The sequence below is a fragment of the Ralstonia sp. RRA genome, assembly GCF_037023145.1.
GTDB lineage: Bacteria > Pseudomonadota > Gammaproteobacteria > Burkholderiales > Burkholderiaceae > Ralstonia.
The window spans coordinates 2,594,942-2,610,644 of the sequence record NZ_CP146091.1 but is presented as its reverse complement, the minus strand read 5'-3'; the positions used below and the strand labels follow the sequence as shown (position 1 = coordinate 2,610,644).

General features: G+C 63.6%; 14 protein-coding genes. 10 read left to right on the top strand and 4 right to left on the bottom strand.

Going from position 1 to position 15,703, the window contains the following annotated elements:
• Positions 1-5 precede the first annotated feature (5 nt).
• The 7 genes from V6657_RS12630 (at position 6) to V6657_RS12600 (ending at position 6,960) form a co-directional block, all read left to right on the top strand.
• On the top strand, positions 6-485 hold the full coding sequence (locus V6657_RS12630) for a peptidylprolyl isomerase (RefSeq protein WP_048934549.1): 480 nt from the start codon (positions 6-8) through the stop codon (positions 483-485).
• Positions 485-1,459 carry a 4-hydroxy-3-methylbut-2-enyl diphosphate reductase gene (ispH, locus tag V6657_RS12625; RefSeq protein WP_048934550.1) on the top strand — a complete coding sequence of 325 codons (975 nt, stop codon included), beginning with the start codon at positions 485-487 and terminating at the stop codon, positions 1,457-1,459. The genes V6657_RS12630 and ispH overlap by 1 nt, the downstream gene beginning before the upstream one ends.
• 464 nt (positions 1,460-1,923) lie before the next feature.
• Complete coding sequence (locus tag V6657_RS12620) at positions 1,924-3,132, top strand: branched-chain amino acid ABC transporter substrate-binding protein (RefSeq protein WP_048934551.1); 1,209 nt, start codon at positions 1,924-1,926, stop codon at positions 3,130-3,132.
• Between the two features lie 231 nt (positions 3,133-3,363).
• On the top strand, positions 3,364-4,299 hold the full coding sequence (locus tag V6657_RS12615; protein WP_048934552.1) for a branched-chain amino acid ABC transporter permease: 936 nt from the start codon (positions 3,364-3,366) through the stop codon (positions 4,297-4,299).
• A 10-nt stretch (positions 4,300-4,309) separates the two neighbouring features.
• A complete protein-coding gene (locus V6657_RS12610; RefSeq protein ID WP_048934553.1) occupies positions 4,310-5,437 on the top strand; it encodes an ABC transporter ATP-binding protein in 1,128 nt (375 codons plus the stop codon).
• Positions 5,438-5,450: 13 nt separating this feature from the next.
• The gene (locus tag V6657_RS12605; protein WP_048934554.1) at positions 5,451-6,227 is read left to right on the top strand and encodes an ABC transporter ATP-binding protein; all 777 of its coding nucleotides are present in this window, start codon (positions 5,451-5,453) and stop codon (positions 6,225-6,227) included.
• Positions 6,228-6,243: 16 nt separating this feature from the next.
• On the top strand, positions 6,244-6,960 hold the full coding sequence (locus V6657_RS12600) for an ABC transporter ATP-binding protein (protein WP_048934555.1): 717 nt from the start codon (positions 6,244-6,246) through the stop codon (positions 6,958-6,960).
• A gap of 67 nt (positions 6,961-7,027) precedes the next feature.
• Here the strand turns inward: V6657_RS12600 and V6657_RS12595 are convergent, their stop codons facing one another.
• The 3 genes from V6657_RS12595 to V6657_RS12585 form a co-directional block, all read right to left on the bottom strand.
• Entirely contained in the window at positions 7,028-7,504 is a 477-nt protein-coding gene (locus V6657_RS12595; protein ID WP_048934556.1) for a GNAT family N-acetyltransferase, read from the bottom strand.
• Positions 7,505-7,576: 72 nt separating this feature from the next.
• Entirely contained in the window at positions 7,577-8,764 is a 1,188-nt protein-coding gene (locus V6657_RS12590; RefSeq protein WP_021195698.1) for an acetylornithine transaminase, read from the bottom strand.
• A gap of 277 nt (positions 8,765-9,041) precedes the next feature.
• Positions 9,042-10,091, bottom strand: a complete 1,050-nt coding sequence (locus tag V6657_RS12585; protein WP_048934557.1) for a CDP-6-deoxy-delta-3,4-glucoseen reductase — start codon at positions 10,089-10,091, stop codon at positions 9,042-9,044.
• A 117-nt stretch (positions 10,092-10,208) separates the two neighbouring features.
• On the opposite strand from V6657_RS12585, the gene V6657_RS12580 reads away from it, so the two are divergent.
• From V6657_RS12580 to V6657_RS12570, 3 genes are all read left to right on the top strand, one after another.
• Complete coding sequence (locus V6657_RS12580) at positions 10,209-11,159, top strand: NAD-dependent epimerase/dehydratase family protein (protein WP_248694653.1); 951 nt, start codon at positions 10,209-10,211, stop codon at positions 11,157-11,159.
• A 1-nt stretch (position 11,160) separates the two neighbouring features.
• The gene (locus tag V6657_RS12575) at positions 11,161-12,840 is read left to right on the top strand and encodes a sensor domain-containing diguanylate cyclase (protein WP_048934559.1); all 1,680 of its coding nucleotides are present in this window, start codon (positions 11,161-11,163) and stop codon (positions 12,838-12,840) included.
• 95 nt (positions 12,841-12,935) lie between these two features.
• Positions 12,936-13,892 carry an OmpA family protein gene (locus tag V6657_RS12570; protein ID WP_248694652.1) on the top strand — a complete coding sequence of 319 codons (957 nt, stop codon included), beginning with the start codon at positions 12,936-12,938 and terminating at the stop codon, positions 13,890-13,892.
• A gap of 11 nt (positions 13,893-13,903) precedes the next feature.
• On the opposite strand, the gene V6657_RS12565 is transcribed toward V6657_RS12570, so the two are convergent.
• A complete protein-coding gene (locus V6657_RS12565; protein WP_048934560.1) occupies positions 13,904-15,703 on the bottom strand; it encodes a chloride channel protein in 1,800 nt (599 codons plus the stop codon).

The window sequence follows — 15,703 nt, the reverse complement described above, 5'->3', positions numbered from 1 at the left end:
TGAGCGTGCAAGATTTGACGAATCAGGCGTCGGCAAGCGGCGCAGGCAAGGTAGTTGGGGCGGATTCCTATTTGACGCTGCACTACCGCGTCGCCCTGGAGAACGATACGGACGTCGTTACCACCTTTGGTGACAAGCCCGCGACGCTGCTGCTCGGCCAGGGGCAACTGGCACCGACGCTGGAGCAGGCGCTGTTCGGTATGCGCGAGGGCGAGCGCACGACGTTCCGCCTGACGCCCGAGCATGCATTCGGCCCGCGCAATCCGGAGCTGCTGCAGCGCGTGTCGCTGGCCACGCTGCGTGAAAACTCCTCGTTTGAAGAGGACTACCAGCCAGGCGACCTGGTTGAATTCAACGCACCGAGCGGTGGCAAGTACGCCGGCGTGCTGAAAGAGATTGGCGAAACCTCTGCGCTGTTCGATTTCAACCACCCGCTGGCTGGGCAGACCATCCTGTTCGAAGTCCAGCTGATCGGCATTCTGTAATGAGCACCACCATGAACACCCCGGTCGACCCAGTCACCCAGATCGATGCTGAGGTTTTGCTCGCGCAGCCGCGTGGCTTCTGTGCCGGCGTGGACCGGGCCATCGAGATTGTTGAGCGCGCGCTGCAACTGTTTGGCGCGCCCATCTACGTGCGCCACGAGATCGTGCACAACGCCTATGTGGTGAGCGATCTGCGTAACAAGGGTGCGGTGTTCGTGCAGGAACTCGACGATGTGCCGGTGGGCGGCACGGTCATCTTCAGCGCGCATGGTGTGTCCCGCGCGGTGCGCGAGGCGGCCGAGGCGCGCGGCCTGCGCGTGTTCGATGCGACCTGCCCGCTGGTGACCAAGGTGCACGTCGAGGTTTCGAAGATGCGCTCACAGGGCTTCGAGATCATCATGATCGGCCACAAGGGGCACCCCGAAGTGGAAGGCACCATGGGCCAGGCCGACGACGGCATGCTGCTCGTTGAATCCGTCGATGATGTGGCGCATCTCGCGGTGAAGGACCCGACGCGACTGGCCTATGTCACGCAGACCACGTTGTCGGTGGATGAGACGCAGGAGATCGTGGCCGCCATCAAGGCGCGCTTCCCTGCTGTGAACGAACCGAAGAAGCAGGACATCTGCTACGCCACGCAGAACCGCCAGGACGCTGTGAAGTTCATGGCGCCGCAGGTGGAGGTGGTCATCGTGGTGGGTAGCCCGAACAGTTCGAACTCGAATCGACTGCGCGAACTGGCCGAAAAGCTGGGTGTGCCTGCCTATATGGTGGATACGCCGGAGCAGGTGAAGCCCGAGTGGGTGGCCGGCAAGCGCCGCGTGGGCCTGACGGCGGGCGCTTCAGCACCAGAGGAACTGGCGCAATCGATCGTCGATCGGCTCAAGGCGCTGGGTGCGCGCACCGTGCGCCCGCTCGAGGGTATTCAAGAAAACATGTCCTTCCCCCTTCCGAGGGGGCTTCAAATCAATTGAAGTCGATTATGTAAATGCCCACTTAATTGGGGGTAATGTGCGCACAAAAGCGGTGCGCCCTAATGCGGTGCATAAAGCGCTTTTGACATGCGAACGGCCACTCTAACTAGAGTGGCCGTTTTGTTTTGTGCATTGCAAAAACAGCTTGAATGCCTGTAAAGCCTTGATTTACCGTACGGATCGCCCGCCAAGCCGCGCGGGTACGGGGTTTCCCCTACTCTGGCATGCTTCTTGTTATACCTGCCTGCCATTCGCGAATGCCTGCGCGAAATGACGCCTGTTTGGGCATTGGGGAAAGCCCGTAAAGCGGCGTAGTTACTGTAAAAATCGTTGTTGCGACGCGTATTGCATCCGCAAAAAAAGGGGATACAATTCGCGCGTTTCAAATTGAAACAATCGGCGCAGGGGGAGCGGCCGGGAGGCAGGACGCTCTTCTTGCTCTTGCGAGATCTAGGAGATCACTCATGCAAATCAAGTTTGCCAAAGTTCTGCCGCTTGCGGCTGCCGTGGCACTCGTAGCAGCTTGCGGTAAGAACGAGGAAAAGCCCGCAGACCAAGCTGCTGCACCTGCAGCAACGTCGGCTCCGGCCGCAGCTGCCGGCGGCGGCGAGACCGTCATCAAGATCGGTCACGCGGCTCCGCTCACGGGCGGTATTGCTCACCTTGGCAAAGACAACGAAAACGGTGCGCGCCTGGCCGTTGAGGAAGCCAACAAGGAAGGCCTGACCATCGACGGCAAGAAGATCAAGCTGGAACTGGTCGGTGAAGACGATGCGGGCGACCCGAAGACCGGCACCGCCGTGGCGCAGAAGCTGGTTGACGAGAAGGTTGTTGCCGTCGTCGGCCACCTGAACTCGGGCGTTTCGATCCCGGCTTCCAAGATCTACAGCGATGCAGGCATCGTGCAGATTTCGCCGTCGTCGACGAACCCCGACTACACCAAGCAAGGCTTCAAGACGACCTACCGTGTGGTTGCGACCGACGCGCAGCAAGGCCCGGCACTGGCCAACTATGCTGCCAAGACCCTGGGCGCAAAGACCGTGGCCATCGTTGACGATGCCACCGCCTACGGTAAGGGCCTGGCCGACGAGTTCGAGAAGACCGCGAAGGCGGACGGCGTGAGCGTTGTGGCACGTGAAGCCACCAACGACAAGGCCACCGACTTCAAGGCCATTCTGACCAAGATCAAGGGCAAGAAGCCGGACGTGATCATGTACGGCGGCATGGATGCCACCGGCGGTCCGTTCGCCAAGCAAGCCAAGGAACTTGGCATCACCGCCAAGATCGTCGGCGGCGATGGCGTGTGTACCGACAAGGTTGCTGAACTGGCTGGCGATGCCATCGACAACATCGTCTGCTCGGAAGCAGGCTTGGCGCTGTCGAAGATGGAAAAGGGCGCGGACTTCGACAAGAAGTACCAAGACCGTTTCCACACGCCGGTGCAGATCTACGCACCGTTCACGTATGACGCTGTCAACGTGATCATCGACGCGATGAAGCGTGCCAACTCGACCGATGCGGCCAAGATCCTGGCTGCCATGCCGGCAACCAACTACAACGGCGTGATCGGCAACATCTCGTTCGACGAGAAGGGTGACCTGAAGCAAGGCTCCATCACCCTGTACAACTACAAGGACAAGAAGAAGACCGTCCTTGACGTTGTGAAGATGTAATCAGTAATCGAAGGGCGATTCTCATTACGATTTGCCCTTAAAAACGGCACCGCGCATACCCTTGCGGTGCCGTTTTTTATAGCCTAGCCAGTCATACAAGGCCCTCACCATGGGCGCGTTCGGCAGGCCGCTTACCAGCAACCTCACCTTACCCATCCGATTGATCGCATACCTTGCGGGCGCGCCATCCCGTCGCCTACAACAAAGCAAGGCATAGCAGGAGCTGTTCTCATGGATATCTTTATCCAGCAGATCGTGAACGGTCTGGTGCTCGGCAGCATTTACGCGCTGATCGCACTTGGCTACACCATGGTCTACGGTATTCTCGGCATCATCAACTTCGCCCACGGCGATGTCCTGATGGTCGGTGCAATGTCCGCGTTGACCGCCATCAACTTCCTCCAGAAGTACTTCCCCAATCTGCCTGACTGGCTCACGCTCGTCATTGCGCTGCTGTTTGCAATGCCGGTCTGTGCCATCGTGGCGTACACCATCGAACGGGTTGCCTACCGGCCGCTGCGCAATGCGCCGCGTCTGGCACCGCTGATCACCGCCATCGGCGTGTCGATCGTGCTGCAGACCCTGGCGATGATGATCTGGTCGCGTAACCCGCTGACCTTCCCGCAGCTGCTGCCTTCGAGCCCGATTGATATCGGCTCTACCGGCGCGACCATCACCGGCAAGGAAATCGTCATCATCGTGGTGGCCATCCTGGTGATGATCGGGCTGATCCTGCTGGTCAACCGCACCAAGCTCGGCCGCGCAATGCGCGCCACCGCCGAGAACCAGCGTGTGGCAGGCCTGATGGGCGTCAACCCGAACTTCGTGATCTCCGCCACCTTCATGATCGGCGCTGCCCTGGCAGCCGTCGCGGGCGTGATGATGGCGACCAACTACGGCAACGCCCACTTCTACATGGGTTTCATCCCGGGCCTGAAGGCGTTTACCGCCGCAGTGCTGGGCGGCATCGGCAACCTGGCAGGCGCCATGGTGGGCGGCATGCTGCTGGGCCTGATCGAGGCGCTGGGTGCCGGCTATATCGGGGACTTGACTGGCGGTGTGTTCGGTTCGAACTACCAGGATGTGTTCGCGTTCATCGTGCTGATTGGCGTGCTGCTGTTCCGCCCGTCCGGCATCATGGGCGAACGCGTTGCGGACCGCGCATAAGGGGAGCGCCATGACAGAAAATTTCAAAGCGCCGATGAAGACGCGCGCCGCGCTGTACGGCTTCCTGATCCTCGCGATCTTCGCGCCGTTCATCGTGGGTGCCGCAGGTGGCAACTACTGGGTGCGCGTGCTGGACTTCGCACTGCTGTACATCATGCTGGCCCTGGGCCTGAACATCGTGGTGGGCTTTGCTGGCCTGCTCGACTTGGGCTACATCGCGTTCTACGCGGTGGGCGCCTACATGATGGCGTTGCTGGGTTCGCCGCACCTGTCGAACCAGTTCGAGTGGATTCATCAGTTGTTCCCGAATGGGCTGCACCTCATCGTCTGGTGGGTGATCCCGCTGGGTGCTGGGCTGGCGGCGTTGTTCGGCATTCTGCTGGGCACGCCGGTGCTGAAGCTGCGCGGTGACTACCTCGCTATCGTGACGCTGGGCTTTGGTGAAATCATCCGGATCTTCATGAACAACCTCGACCGCCCGGTGAACATCACCAACGGTCCGAAGGGCATCAACCTGATCGAGCCGGTCAAGATCTTCGGGTTTGACTTCTCGAAGCGCCATGACTTCTTCGGCATCCGCTTCGACTCGGTCTACATGTACTACTACCTGTTCGTGCTGCTGGCCGCGATCATCATCATCGTGTGCCTGCGGTTGCAGAACTCGCGTATCGGTCGTGCATGGGTGGCGCTGCGTGAAGATGAAATCGCTGCCAAGGCGATGGGCATCAACACCCGCAACATCAAGCTGCTGGCCTTTGCCATGGGCGCGTCGTTCGGTGGTGTGTCGGGGGCGATGTTCGCGTCGTTCCAAGGCTTTGTGTCACCGGAATCGTTCGTGCTGTGGGAGTCGATCTACATCCTGGCGATCGTCGTGCTGGGCGGCATGGGGCATATCCCGGGCGTGATCCTGGGCGGCATCCTGCTGGTGGGTTTCCAAGAGCTGCTGCGTGCGCTGGCCGAGCCGGTGCAGAACAAGCTGTTTGGCCATGTGATCGTGGAAGCGGAAGTGCTGCGTCAGTTGCTGTTCGGCCTGGCGATGGTCGTGGTGATGCTGTATCGCCCGTCGGGCCTGTGGCCCTCGCCGCGCAAGGAAGACCGTCCGCAGAAGCAGCGGGCTGGTGGACTGTCCCGTATCTGATGGAGGCACGCACATGAGCAATAACAACGTCCTCCTCTCGATCCGAGGAGTGCAGAAGCGTTTCGGCGGCCTGCAAGCGCTGTCCGACGTGAGTCTGGAAATTCGCGAAGGCGAAATCTACGGTCTGATCGGCCCGAACGGTGCCGGCAAGACCACGTTCTTCAACGTCATCACGGGCCTGTACACGCCCGACGCAGGTGAGTTCGTGCTGGGCGGCGTGCCGTATCAGCCGACCGCCGTGCACGAGGTGGCCAAGGCCGGTATCGCCCGCACGTTCCAGAACATCCGCCTGTTCGGCGACATGACTGCGGCGGAAAACGTCATGGTCGGCCGCCACGTGCGCACCAAGGCTGGCCTGATCGGCGCAGTGTTCCGCACCAAGTCCGCACGCGAGGAAGAAGCCTCCATCGAAGACTGGGCGCACGACCTGCTCGAGTACGTCGGCATCGGCAAGTACGCCAACTACACGGCGCGCAACCTGTCGTACGGTCACCAGCGTCGTCTGGAAATCGCCCGCGCCCTGGCCACGCAGCCCAAGCTGCTGGCCCTGGACGAACCGGCTGCCGGCATGAACGCCACGGAAAAGGTGGAGCTCCGTGGCCTGCTCGACAAGATCCGTTCCGACGGTAAAACCATCCTGCTGATCGAACACGACGTGAAGCTGGTGATGGGCCTGTGCAACCGCCTGACCGTGCTGGACTACGGCAAGGTGATCGCGCAAGGCCTGCCGCAGGAAGTGCAGAGCAACCCGGCCGTGATCGAGGCCTACCTCGGCGCATCGGCGCACTGATGCGGAGGAACGGAATATGAAACCAGTAATGTTGAAGATCGACAGCCTGAAAGTCGCTTACGGCGGCATCCAGGCAGTCAAGGGCGTGGATCTGGAGATTCGCGAAGGTGAGCTGGTCACGCTGATCGGTGCCAACGGCGCCGGCAAGACGACCACCATGAAGGCCATCACCGGCCTGCAGGGCTGGGCCGCTGGTGATGTGCAGTATCTGGGCAAGTCCATCAAGGGCGTGCCGAGCTACAACCTGCTCAAGCAGGGTCTGGCGATGGTGCCGGAAGGCCGCGGCGTGTTCGCGCGCATGACCATCGTCGAGAACCTGCAGATGGGTGCCTTCACGCGCGACGACGAGGCGCAGATCAAGGCCGACATCGACCGCATGTTCGGCATCTTCCCGCGCCTGAAGGAGCGTGCAAACCAGCTGGCCGGCACGATGTCGGGCGGCGAGCAGCAGATGCTGGCCATGGCGCGCGCGCTGATGAGCCAACCGAAGCTGCTGCTGCTGGACGAACCGTCGATGGGTCTCTCGCCGATCATGGTGGAGAAGATCTTCGAGGTGGTGCGCGACATCTCGGCGCAAGGCGTGACCGTGCTGCTCGTCGAGCAGAACGCGCGCCTGGCACTGCAGGCAGCACACCGCGGCTACGTGATGGACTCCGGTCTCATCACCATGAGCGGCGATGCCAAGCAGATGCTGGATGATCCGAAGGTGCGTGCCGCCTACCTGGGCGAATAAGCATCTCGCAGTACCATGAGAAAGCCCCGCAACTGCGGGGCTTTTTCTTTGGCGAGTGTCCTGCGTTTCAGGCCGCTGCCGTCTTGTAGATGTTCGGCCGATGCAGCTGCATGAAGCCGATCCCCTCGGGCACATCGGTAAAGCCATGCTTGCGATAGAGCCAGTCGGCACCCGTGGTGACCAGCACCGTGCGGCGCAGGCTCTGCAGTTCGGGGTGCTCACGCAGGAAATCCATCAGCGCGTGCGAGACACCCTTGCCGCGCCACTCGGGCAGTACGAACACGTCGCACAGGTAGGCGAACGTCGCGCGGTCAGTGATGGTGCGTGCGAAGCCTACGAGGTCACCGTGTGAGCCATCGTCGTTCAAACGATAGGCAGCGAAGCACAGCGAGTTGGCGATCGATCGGTCAAACACCGCACGGGGCAGGCCGCGCGCCCAATGTGTTTCCTGTGAAAGGAAACCGTAGATCTGGTCCAGCGGGAGCCACGCGGGATCGTCAGACAAAACGATCCCCGTGGCCGGAACAACAAGCGTTGCGGCCATGGCAAACCTCAGGGTGGGAAACAGCGGAGGAGGGCGACGCGTTGCGCGCCGCCCTGAGTGATGCGTTGAAGCTTAAGCGTGCGCCTTGAGCAAGGTACGCAGCATGCCGATCATCGTGTCGATCTCTTCGGTCGTCACGTTCAGCGCCGGCATGAAGCGCAGGATGTTCGGGCGCGGTGCGTTCAGCAGCAGGCCCGTCGGGTTCATCTCGCGCGCGGCTTCGACCAGTTGGCCGCCGATGTCCTTGCCGAGCAGCAAGGCGCGCAGCAGGCCGTTACCGCGCTCGCCGGCCAGGCCGAATTCTTCCGACAGTTGCAGCAGTTGCTTGCGCAGGTAGGCGCCGCGCTCCTCAACACCAGCCAGGAAGCCCGGGGCCAGCAGTTGCTCGATCACCGAGCAGCCGACGGCCGTCATCAACGGGTTGCCGTTGTAGGTGCCGCCCTGGTCGCCGGCTTCGAAGCTGGCCACTTCATCCGTGCACAGCAGGGCCGACAGCGGCACGCCGCCGCCGATGCCCTTGCCCAGCGTCATGATGTCCGGCTCGATGTTCGAGAGCTGGTAGGCGAAGAGGGTGCCGCAACGCCCGCACCCCGCCTGCACTTCATCGACGATCAGCAGGATCTTGTGCTTCTTGGTCAGCGCGCGCAGTTGCTGCATGAACTCCGGCGTGGCGGGCAGCACGCCGCCTTCGCCTTGCACCGGCTCGAGCATCACGCCGACGGTCTCGTCGGTGATGAGCGCTTCCACCGAAGCGATGTCATTCAGGATGGCCTTCGGGAAGCCCGGCACTTGCGGCGCGAAGATGGTGTCCCAGCCGGCCTTGCCCGACGCGCTCATGGTGGCGAGCGTACGGCCATGGAAGCTGTGGTCAAACGTGATGATCTGGAACGCGCCGTTCTTATGCTTCTTGCCCCACTTGCGCGCGAGCTTGATGGCGCCTTCGTTGGCTTCGGCGCCGCTGTTGGCGAAGAACACCTTGTCGAAGCAGCTGTGCGCGGTCAGCAGGCCGGCCAGCTTGGCCATCGGCTCGTTGTAGAAGGCCGGGCTCGGGTTGATCAGCTTCTTGGCTTGCGCGTTGAGCGCTTCGATCATGCCGTCGTTGGAGTGGCCGAGGCAGTTGACGGCCCAGCCTTGCACGAAGTCCAGGTATCGCTTGCCGTTGTGATCCGTCAGCCACGAGCCCTTGCCTTCGGTGAAGACGATCTCGGGCCGGTTGGTGATGTACATCAGGGACTGGACGGGGTAGTCAGCAAACGCCATGGCAGTGCTCCAGAAAAAGGCGGCAGGAAGATGAAAAACTAGAAAAGCGCTGGTTGGAAAAAGACAAAGGCCACGGGGGTTGCCCCGTGGCCTTGTGATCGTCGAATCCTGTGAACCCGATATGCAATCAGCAGACAGCCGCGCGGCTTCCCGGAGGGAGCAACGTACGGCGGCGTCGGAGGTGCAGGGCTTGGTTCATAGGGCGCAAGAATAAGACGGATGCCAAGTCAAGTCAAAACGAAATTTCGACCCGGTTTGGATTTGTGCAACGGTTAGCTTAGCCGGCCGGGTGCAGGTCCGCCTCCGATGTGAACGAGTCGGCGAAGAATGCGTCCGGGTGCATCTGGCACTGGGCGGCGAAGTCCGCGCGGGCCGAGTTGATCACAACCGGCGCACCGCAGGCGTAGACCTCGTGGTTCGACAGGTCGGGGTGATCGGCCATCACGGCTTGGTGGACGAAGCCGGTGCGGCCCGTCCAGGCGTCTTCGGGCAGGGCGTTGGAGACCACCGGCACGTACGTGAACCCCGGGATCGTGCGCGCCCATTCCTCTGCCTTCGCATGCATGTACAGGTCTTGCGGGCGGCGGCCGCCCCAGTACAGCGTCATCGGGCGCGTGCTGCCGATGAACTGCGCATGCTCGACGATGGCCTTGATGGGCGCGAAACCCGTGCCCGAGGCCAGCAGGATGATCGGCTTGTCGGATTCTTCACGCAGGAAGAAGCTGCCCAGCGGCCCTTCGAAGCGCAGGATGTCGCGCTCTTTCATGGCGGGGGCGCCTTCCTTGGCGCCGAACACGTAGTCGGTGAATGCGCCGCCCGGCATGTGGCGGATGTGCAGCTCGATCGGGCCTTCTTCGTGCGGCGGGTTGGCGATCGAGTAGCTGCGGCGCTTGCCGTCGCGCAGGATGAATTCGACGTACTGCCCGGCCAGGAATTGCATACGCTCGGTGGCAGGCAGTTGCAGCTTGACGATGGTGACGTCCGGCGCGGCCTTTTCCAGCGACGCGACGCGGCACGGGATTTTCTTGATGGGCACGTCGCCGGCGCCTTGCACTTCGCGCACTTCAATGGTGACGTCGGTGGCGGGGGTGGCGCAGCAGAACAGCGCGCGGCCTTCCGTGGCTTCCTGGGCGGAGAGCGCGTTGGGCGAGTGGTTGCCCTGGACAATGGAGCCCTCGCGCACGTGGCCCTTGCATGAACCGCACGCACCGTTCTTGCAGCCGTACGGCAGGCCGATGCCCTGGCGCAGCGCTGCTGCAAGGATGGTCTCGCCGTCTTCGGCCTGGAACTGGCGGCCGCTGGGCAGCACGTTGATCTGATAAGCCATACTACAATTCCGAATATGTTGAAAAGAGTGTCTGGTCGCCAAGGTGCGGCACATACGTCGGCACGTCCAATCATGACCCCGGCAAGAGCCCGGCCACCTGAATTTACCCAACGCGCCATGTCCCGTCTGGGGCGTCCACGCGTACTGATCGTCGGCTGCGGTGATGTCGGCCAGCGTTGCCTGACGCGATTGCGCACGCGTTTTCGCGTCTTTGCCGTCACCTCGCGCCAGGAAGGTCGTGCACCACTGCGCGAAGCCGGCGCCGTGCCGGTTCTGGCCAACCTGGACGATGCCGCATCGCTGCGCCGCTTGCGCGGGTTGAGCACTCGCGTGCTGCACCTGGCGCCACCGCCGGCCATCGGCAATGACGACCCGCGTACCGCTGCGCTGCTGCACGCGCTGGCCCGCCCAGCGTCAAAACATCGCATTTTACCTGACCGGGCCCGCCGATCAGGTGGCCTGACGGGCCGCTTGAAAACCCGCCTCCAAGCGCGTGCGTTCGTGTACGCGAGCACCAGCGGTGTTTATGGGGATGCGGCCGGCGCGTGGGTGGACGAATCCCGCCCGGTCAAGCCGACCACCGCCCGCGCCCAGCGTCGCGTGGCGGCGGAACGCCGGGTGCGCTGGTTTGGTGTGAGCGGCGGCTGGCGCACGTCGATTCTGCGCATTCCCGGCATTTATGCCGGCGACCGCCTGCCGGTGGCGCGTCTGCAGCGTGGCACGCCTGCCCTGCGCGCAGAAGACGACGTCTACACCAACCACATTCACGCCGACGACCTGGCGCGCGCGCTGATTGCTGCACTGGTGCGCGGCCGCGCACAGCGCGTCGTGCACGCCAGCGATGCCTCCGAGTTGCGCATGGGCGATTACTTCGATGCCGTAGCCGACGCGCGTGGCTTGCCGCGGCCGCCGCGCATCTCCCGGGCCGAAGCCGTTGCGCAGATCGAGCCGTCGCTACTGTCCTTCATGAGCGAATCGCGCCGGCTGCGCAATGCGCGTCTGACACATGAGCTGCGCGTGACGCTGCGCTATCCGACCGTGGCCGACTTCCTGCAAGCCGAGGCCTGACATGGCTGCGCTCGCGCCTTCGCCAACCTCCGCGGCGGGCTCGTTCGAGCGCCGCCGCATTGCGCGCGTTGCACTCGTGCTGGCGGGCTTGGCCGTGGGCGTGGTGCTGTGCTGGGTTGCCGCCAACATGGTGGCCGATGCAATGGGCGCGCGCGATGTGCAGCAGATGGTGGATGCACGCCGCCAGTTGGCTGCGCAGGTGGCCGAGGGCATGTCGAACCAGATCACCGCTGACGTGGCGCTGTTGCGCGCCGTTCCGCAGACGCTCGCGCAGATCGAGGCCATCCCCCGTGCCGTGAACCGCGTCGACACGCGGCGCTGGAACCTGATGGACCAGGGCTCGCGCGCAAGGGAGGCGCTGACGCATCCGGAGGTCGCCGACACCAGTGCGTTCCTGGGCGCCGCTGCGGGCAATCTTGGGCTGGACTACGTGTGGGTTGTCGACCAGCGCGGCTACGTGGTGCTGGCCAACAACGCGAGCCATGCTGAATCGTTCCTGGGCGTGCAGTCTGCCATGCAGCCCTACATGAAGGAGGCGATGCTGGGCGGGCTGGGCGAGCAGTTTACGGTGGGCATGGCGACGGGCGTGCCGGGCTTGTTCTTCGCAGCACCGGTGTATGACGACGCGGGTTATCTGGTGGCGGCAATGGCCACCAAGGTGAGTCTCACGCGCTTGCAGCACTGGGTGTCGCACCCAACGTCGCTGCTGACCGACCCGAATGGGCTCATCATCCTGTCGACCGATGCATCGCTGGTGGGCAAGATCCTGCCGGACTCACGCCTGCAGCACATGAGCGCAAGCGAGCGCTACAACGCGTATCAGCGTGTCGATTTTGATGCGTGGCCGTATCACCCAACCGGGCCGACGGCGCAGGCACGCCCTGACGTGCCCAACTGGGTGCCGGCGGAGGTGCGCAATGCGCTGACCTGGCGTGATGGCGTTGCGACACCCTCTCTGACCGTGTCGCGCAACGCCAGCGCGGACCTCACGATCATGGTGGCCGAGCCGCTGCCGGCGTGGTCCCAGCAGATGGTCAACCATGACCGCAACCGCGCGATCGGCTTCGTGCTGTTCGTGAGCGTGTTGCTGAGCTTTGTGTTGGTGGTGTGGTCATTGGTGCGTGAGCGGCAGCATCACCGCCTGACGCGCCACCTGAATCAGCGGCTGCAGCGCACCAACAGTGCGCTCGCCAACGAGGCACACTTTGACCACCTGACCGGTGTACTGACGCGGCGCCGCTTCCTGGCACTGTTCGATACGGTGCTCACGCGGGCCCACAATCGTGGCGAACCACTGGTGCTGGTGCTGGCTGATCTTGACCATTTCAAGCGCATCAACGATACGTGGGGCCACGCGGTGGGCGACATGGCGCTGCAGCGCTTTGCCTCGCTGGCGACGGGGGCCCTGCGCAGCGGCGATCTTGTCGGCCGCCTGGGCGGCGAGGAGTTTGCCGTTGTGATGGGTCGCACCACGCTGGAGGAGGCCACCGAGGTGGCCGAGCGCCTGCGCGCCGCCGTGGCCGAGCCTGACGAGAACTTCCCCACCGGCCTGACCATGACCGTCAGCATGGGCATGACGGGCTATCGCACAGGCGATACCGCATCGGAGATGCTCAAGCGCGCCGATCTGGCGCTGTACCGCGCCAAGGAGAGCGGGCGTAACCGGCACATCGCAGGGTAAGCAGGTTACGGCGGCGTAACACAACACAGCGGATGGCTTCCTATACTCGGCCGACGCGCCACATGGCGCCTGTTGATCGTGTTCCGGAGGGAATCTTGCTGAATCGTTTGTCCGTATTGGCGGTGTTGCCGCTGCTGGGCGCCACCGCGCTGGCGCATGCCGCCGATGTCAAAGGGTCCAAGGACCACCCGGCACTGGGGCGCTTTGCCGGTGCCACCATTGCCGCGTACAAGGTGACGAGCTTCGACGAGGCCGTGTTGCCCAACGCACCGATCGAAGACGACCACAATCCGAAGCTGCTCAAGGCCGAAGGCAAGATCACCTACATCAGCTACCGGATTCCCGGCGACAAGAGCGCGCTGGAGATTACGCGCAACTACGAGCAGGCCTTGGCCAAGTCGGGATTCAAGGTGCTGTTCCAGTGTGCAAACGATGACTGCGGAAGGCGCTTCGCGGGCTATGTGCACAACATGAACAAGGTCGCCCCGACTGGCTTTGGCGATGCATCGTTCGGCCCGCCAAACCGGGCGATTCTGGCCCAGCGTGCCAACGCGCAAGGCACTACCACGGTGTTTCTGCACGTGATGGAAGCGAGCACCTCAGGCAATGGCGGCGCGTATGTCTACGAGCAGGTGGTTGACGGGCAGGCCATGCAGACCGGGCAGGTGCAGTTGCTGGACGCGCCGGCCTTGCAGAAGGCCCTGCAGAGCGACGGCAAGGTCGCGCTGTACGGCGTCTACTTCGACACCGACAAGGCGACGCTGAAGCCGGAATCCAAGGCGCAACTCGACCAGATGGCGCAGTTGCTGAAGACAGCGCCTGCGCTGAAAGTCTTCATCGTGGGGCACACCGACAACCAGGGGCAGTTTGCGCACAACCAGGAGTTGTCGCAGCAGCGTGCGGATGCGGTGGTCAAGGCGCTGTCGTCGCAGTACGGGATTGCGGCGGGACGCTTGTCGGGCAAGGGTGTGGCATCGCTGGCGCCCGTGGCCAGCAACGACGCCGAGCCCGGACGCGCAAAGAACCGCCGCGTCGAGCTCGTTCTGCAGTAAGCCTCAAGGCGCTATCGCGGCGCCCGGCCAGCGCGCCGGCGCCTAAGCTCCAGCTGCGTGCGCGCGCCAGAGAGCGGCGCGCGGCGGAAGCGCTCGCGGCGCTGCTCTTCATCAAAGAACGCCAGCGACGGCTTGATCAGATCGCTGCGCGACACGATACCCACCAGCTTGCGCGATTGCGAATCGGCCACCACGGGCAAGCGCTCCAGTCCGTGCACGGCCAGGCGCGTGGCGACGATGCGGCAGGTTTCATCCGGCAGCGCCATCACGGGGGCATTGGTGCCAAACAGTTCGGCAATGGTGGTCGCGCCGCGTTGTTGGCCGGCCAGCAGGGCATCGCGGTCGAGCGTGCCGACCAGCGCGCCATCGAGAACGACTGGAAATGCGCGATGTGCCTGCGTCGCGCCAAAGCGCGCGGTCAGTACATCGGTGACGGAAGCTGCGGCCTCGATGGTCTGCACCGATCGCGTCATCACTTCGCCCACGGCGTGGCGCTCAAGCGGGTCAACGGCATATTCGCGATAGATGTGGAAGCCGCGGCGCGCGATCTTCTCCGTCATGATCGAGCGCGGCATGGTCAGCACGACAAACCCATAGGACACCGCTACCGCCAGCAGGATCGGCAGCAGGGCGTTCACGTCGTGTGTGAGCCCGAAGGCGAAGACGATGGCTGTGAGCGGGGCGCCCAGTACGCCGGCCAGCATGGCAGCCATGCACACGAGCGGCCACAGGCCCGGATCGCCACCCGGCAGTACCGGGCCGATCAGCACGCCCGAGCCCGCGCCCATCATCAGCAGCGGGGCAAGCACGCCGCCCGAGGTGCCTGAGCCCAGCGCGATCACCCAGATGATCGCCTTGACCACCAGCAATGCCAGCGCCACCTTGATGGCTAGATGGTTGTGCAGCAGATCGCCGATGACGTCGTAGCCGACGCCCAGCGCACGCGGCTCGAAATAACCGCCAATGCCGACCGCCAGCCCGCCGATGGCTGGCCACCACATCCAGTGGATCGGCAGGCGGCCGAACAGGTCTTCGGTCTTGTAGAGCGCCATCGACAATGAGCGCGCCAGCGCGCCGCACAGCAGACCCGCGACCACGCACGAGCCCAGCGCGGGCAGCGTCGCCGGAGCCGTCTCCAGCGGGAAGAGGGGACCCGGCTCCAGCACCAGCACACGCAGGAAACCCGCCACCGCGCACGCCACGGCCACCGGCAGCATGCTGCGCGGGCGCCATTCAAAGAGCAGCAGCTCCACCGCCAGCAGCAACGCGGCCACCGGCGTGCCGAACACCGCCGTCATGCCCGCCGTGGCACCCGCCACCAGCAGCGTCTTGCGCTCGGCGGCGGTCAGCTTGAAGAACTGCGCGAACAGCGAGCCGATTGCGCCGCCGGTCATGATGATCGGGCCTTCCGCACCGAACGGCCCGCCGCTGCCGATCACGATGCCCGACGACAGCGGCTTGAGTACCGCCACCTTGGGCGACATCTTGCTCTTGCCGAACAGGATGGCTTCAATGGCCTCGGGAATGCCGTGCCCGCGAATCTTCTCCGAGCCGAAGCGCGCCATCAGCCCGACGATCAGCCCGCCAATGACCGGCACCACGATCACCCACAGCCCCAGCGTGTTGGCTGCCGGCGAACGGTCTGCCAGCGACAGCGTCTGGAAGAAGAACAGGTTGGTGAAGAAGCGGATCAGGTTGAGCAGTGCCACCGCCGCCAGCGTGGCGAAGGCGGCAATGACGACCGCCAGCGCGGTGGTGCGAAAGAGCGTCGTGTCGGTCGCGAAATCACGCCGATGGTCAAGGGTTTGCAT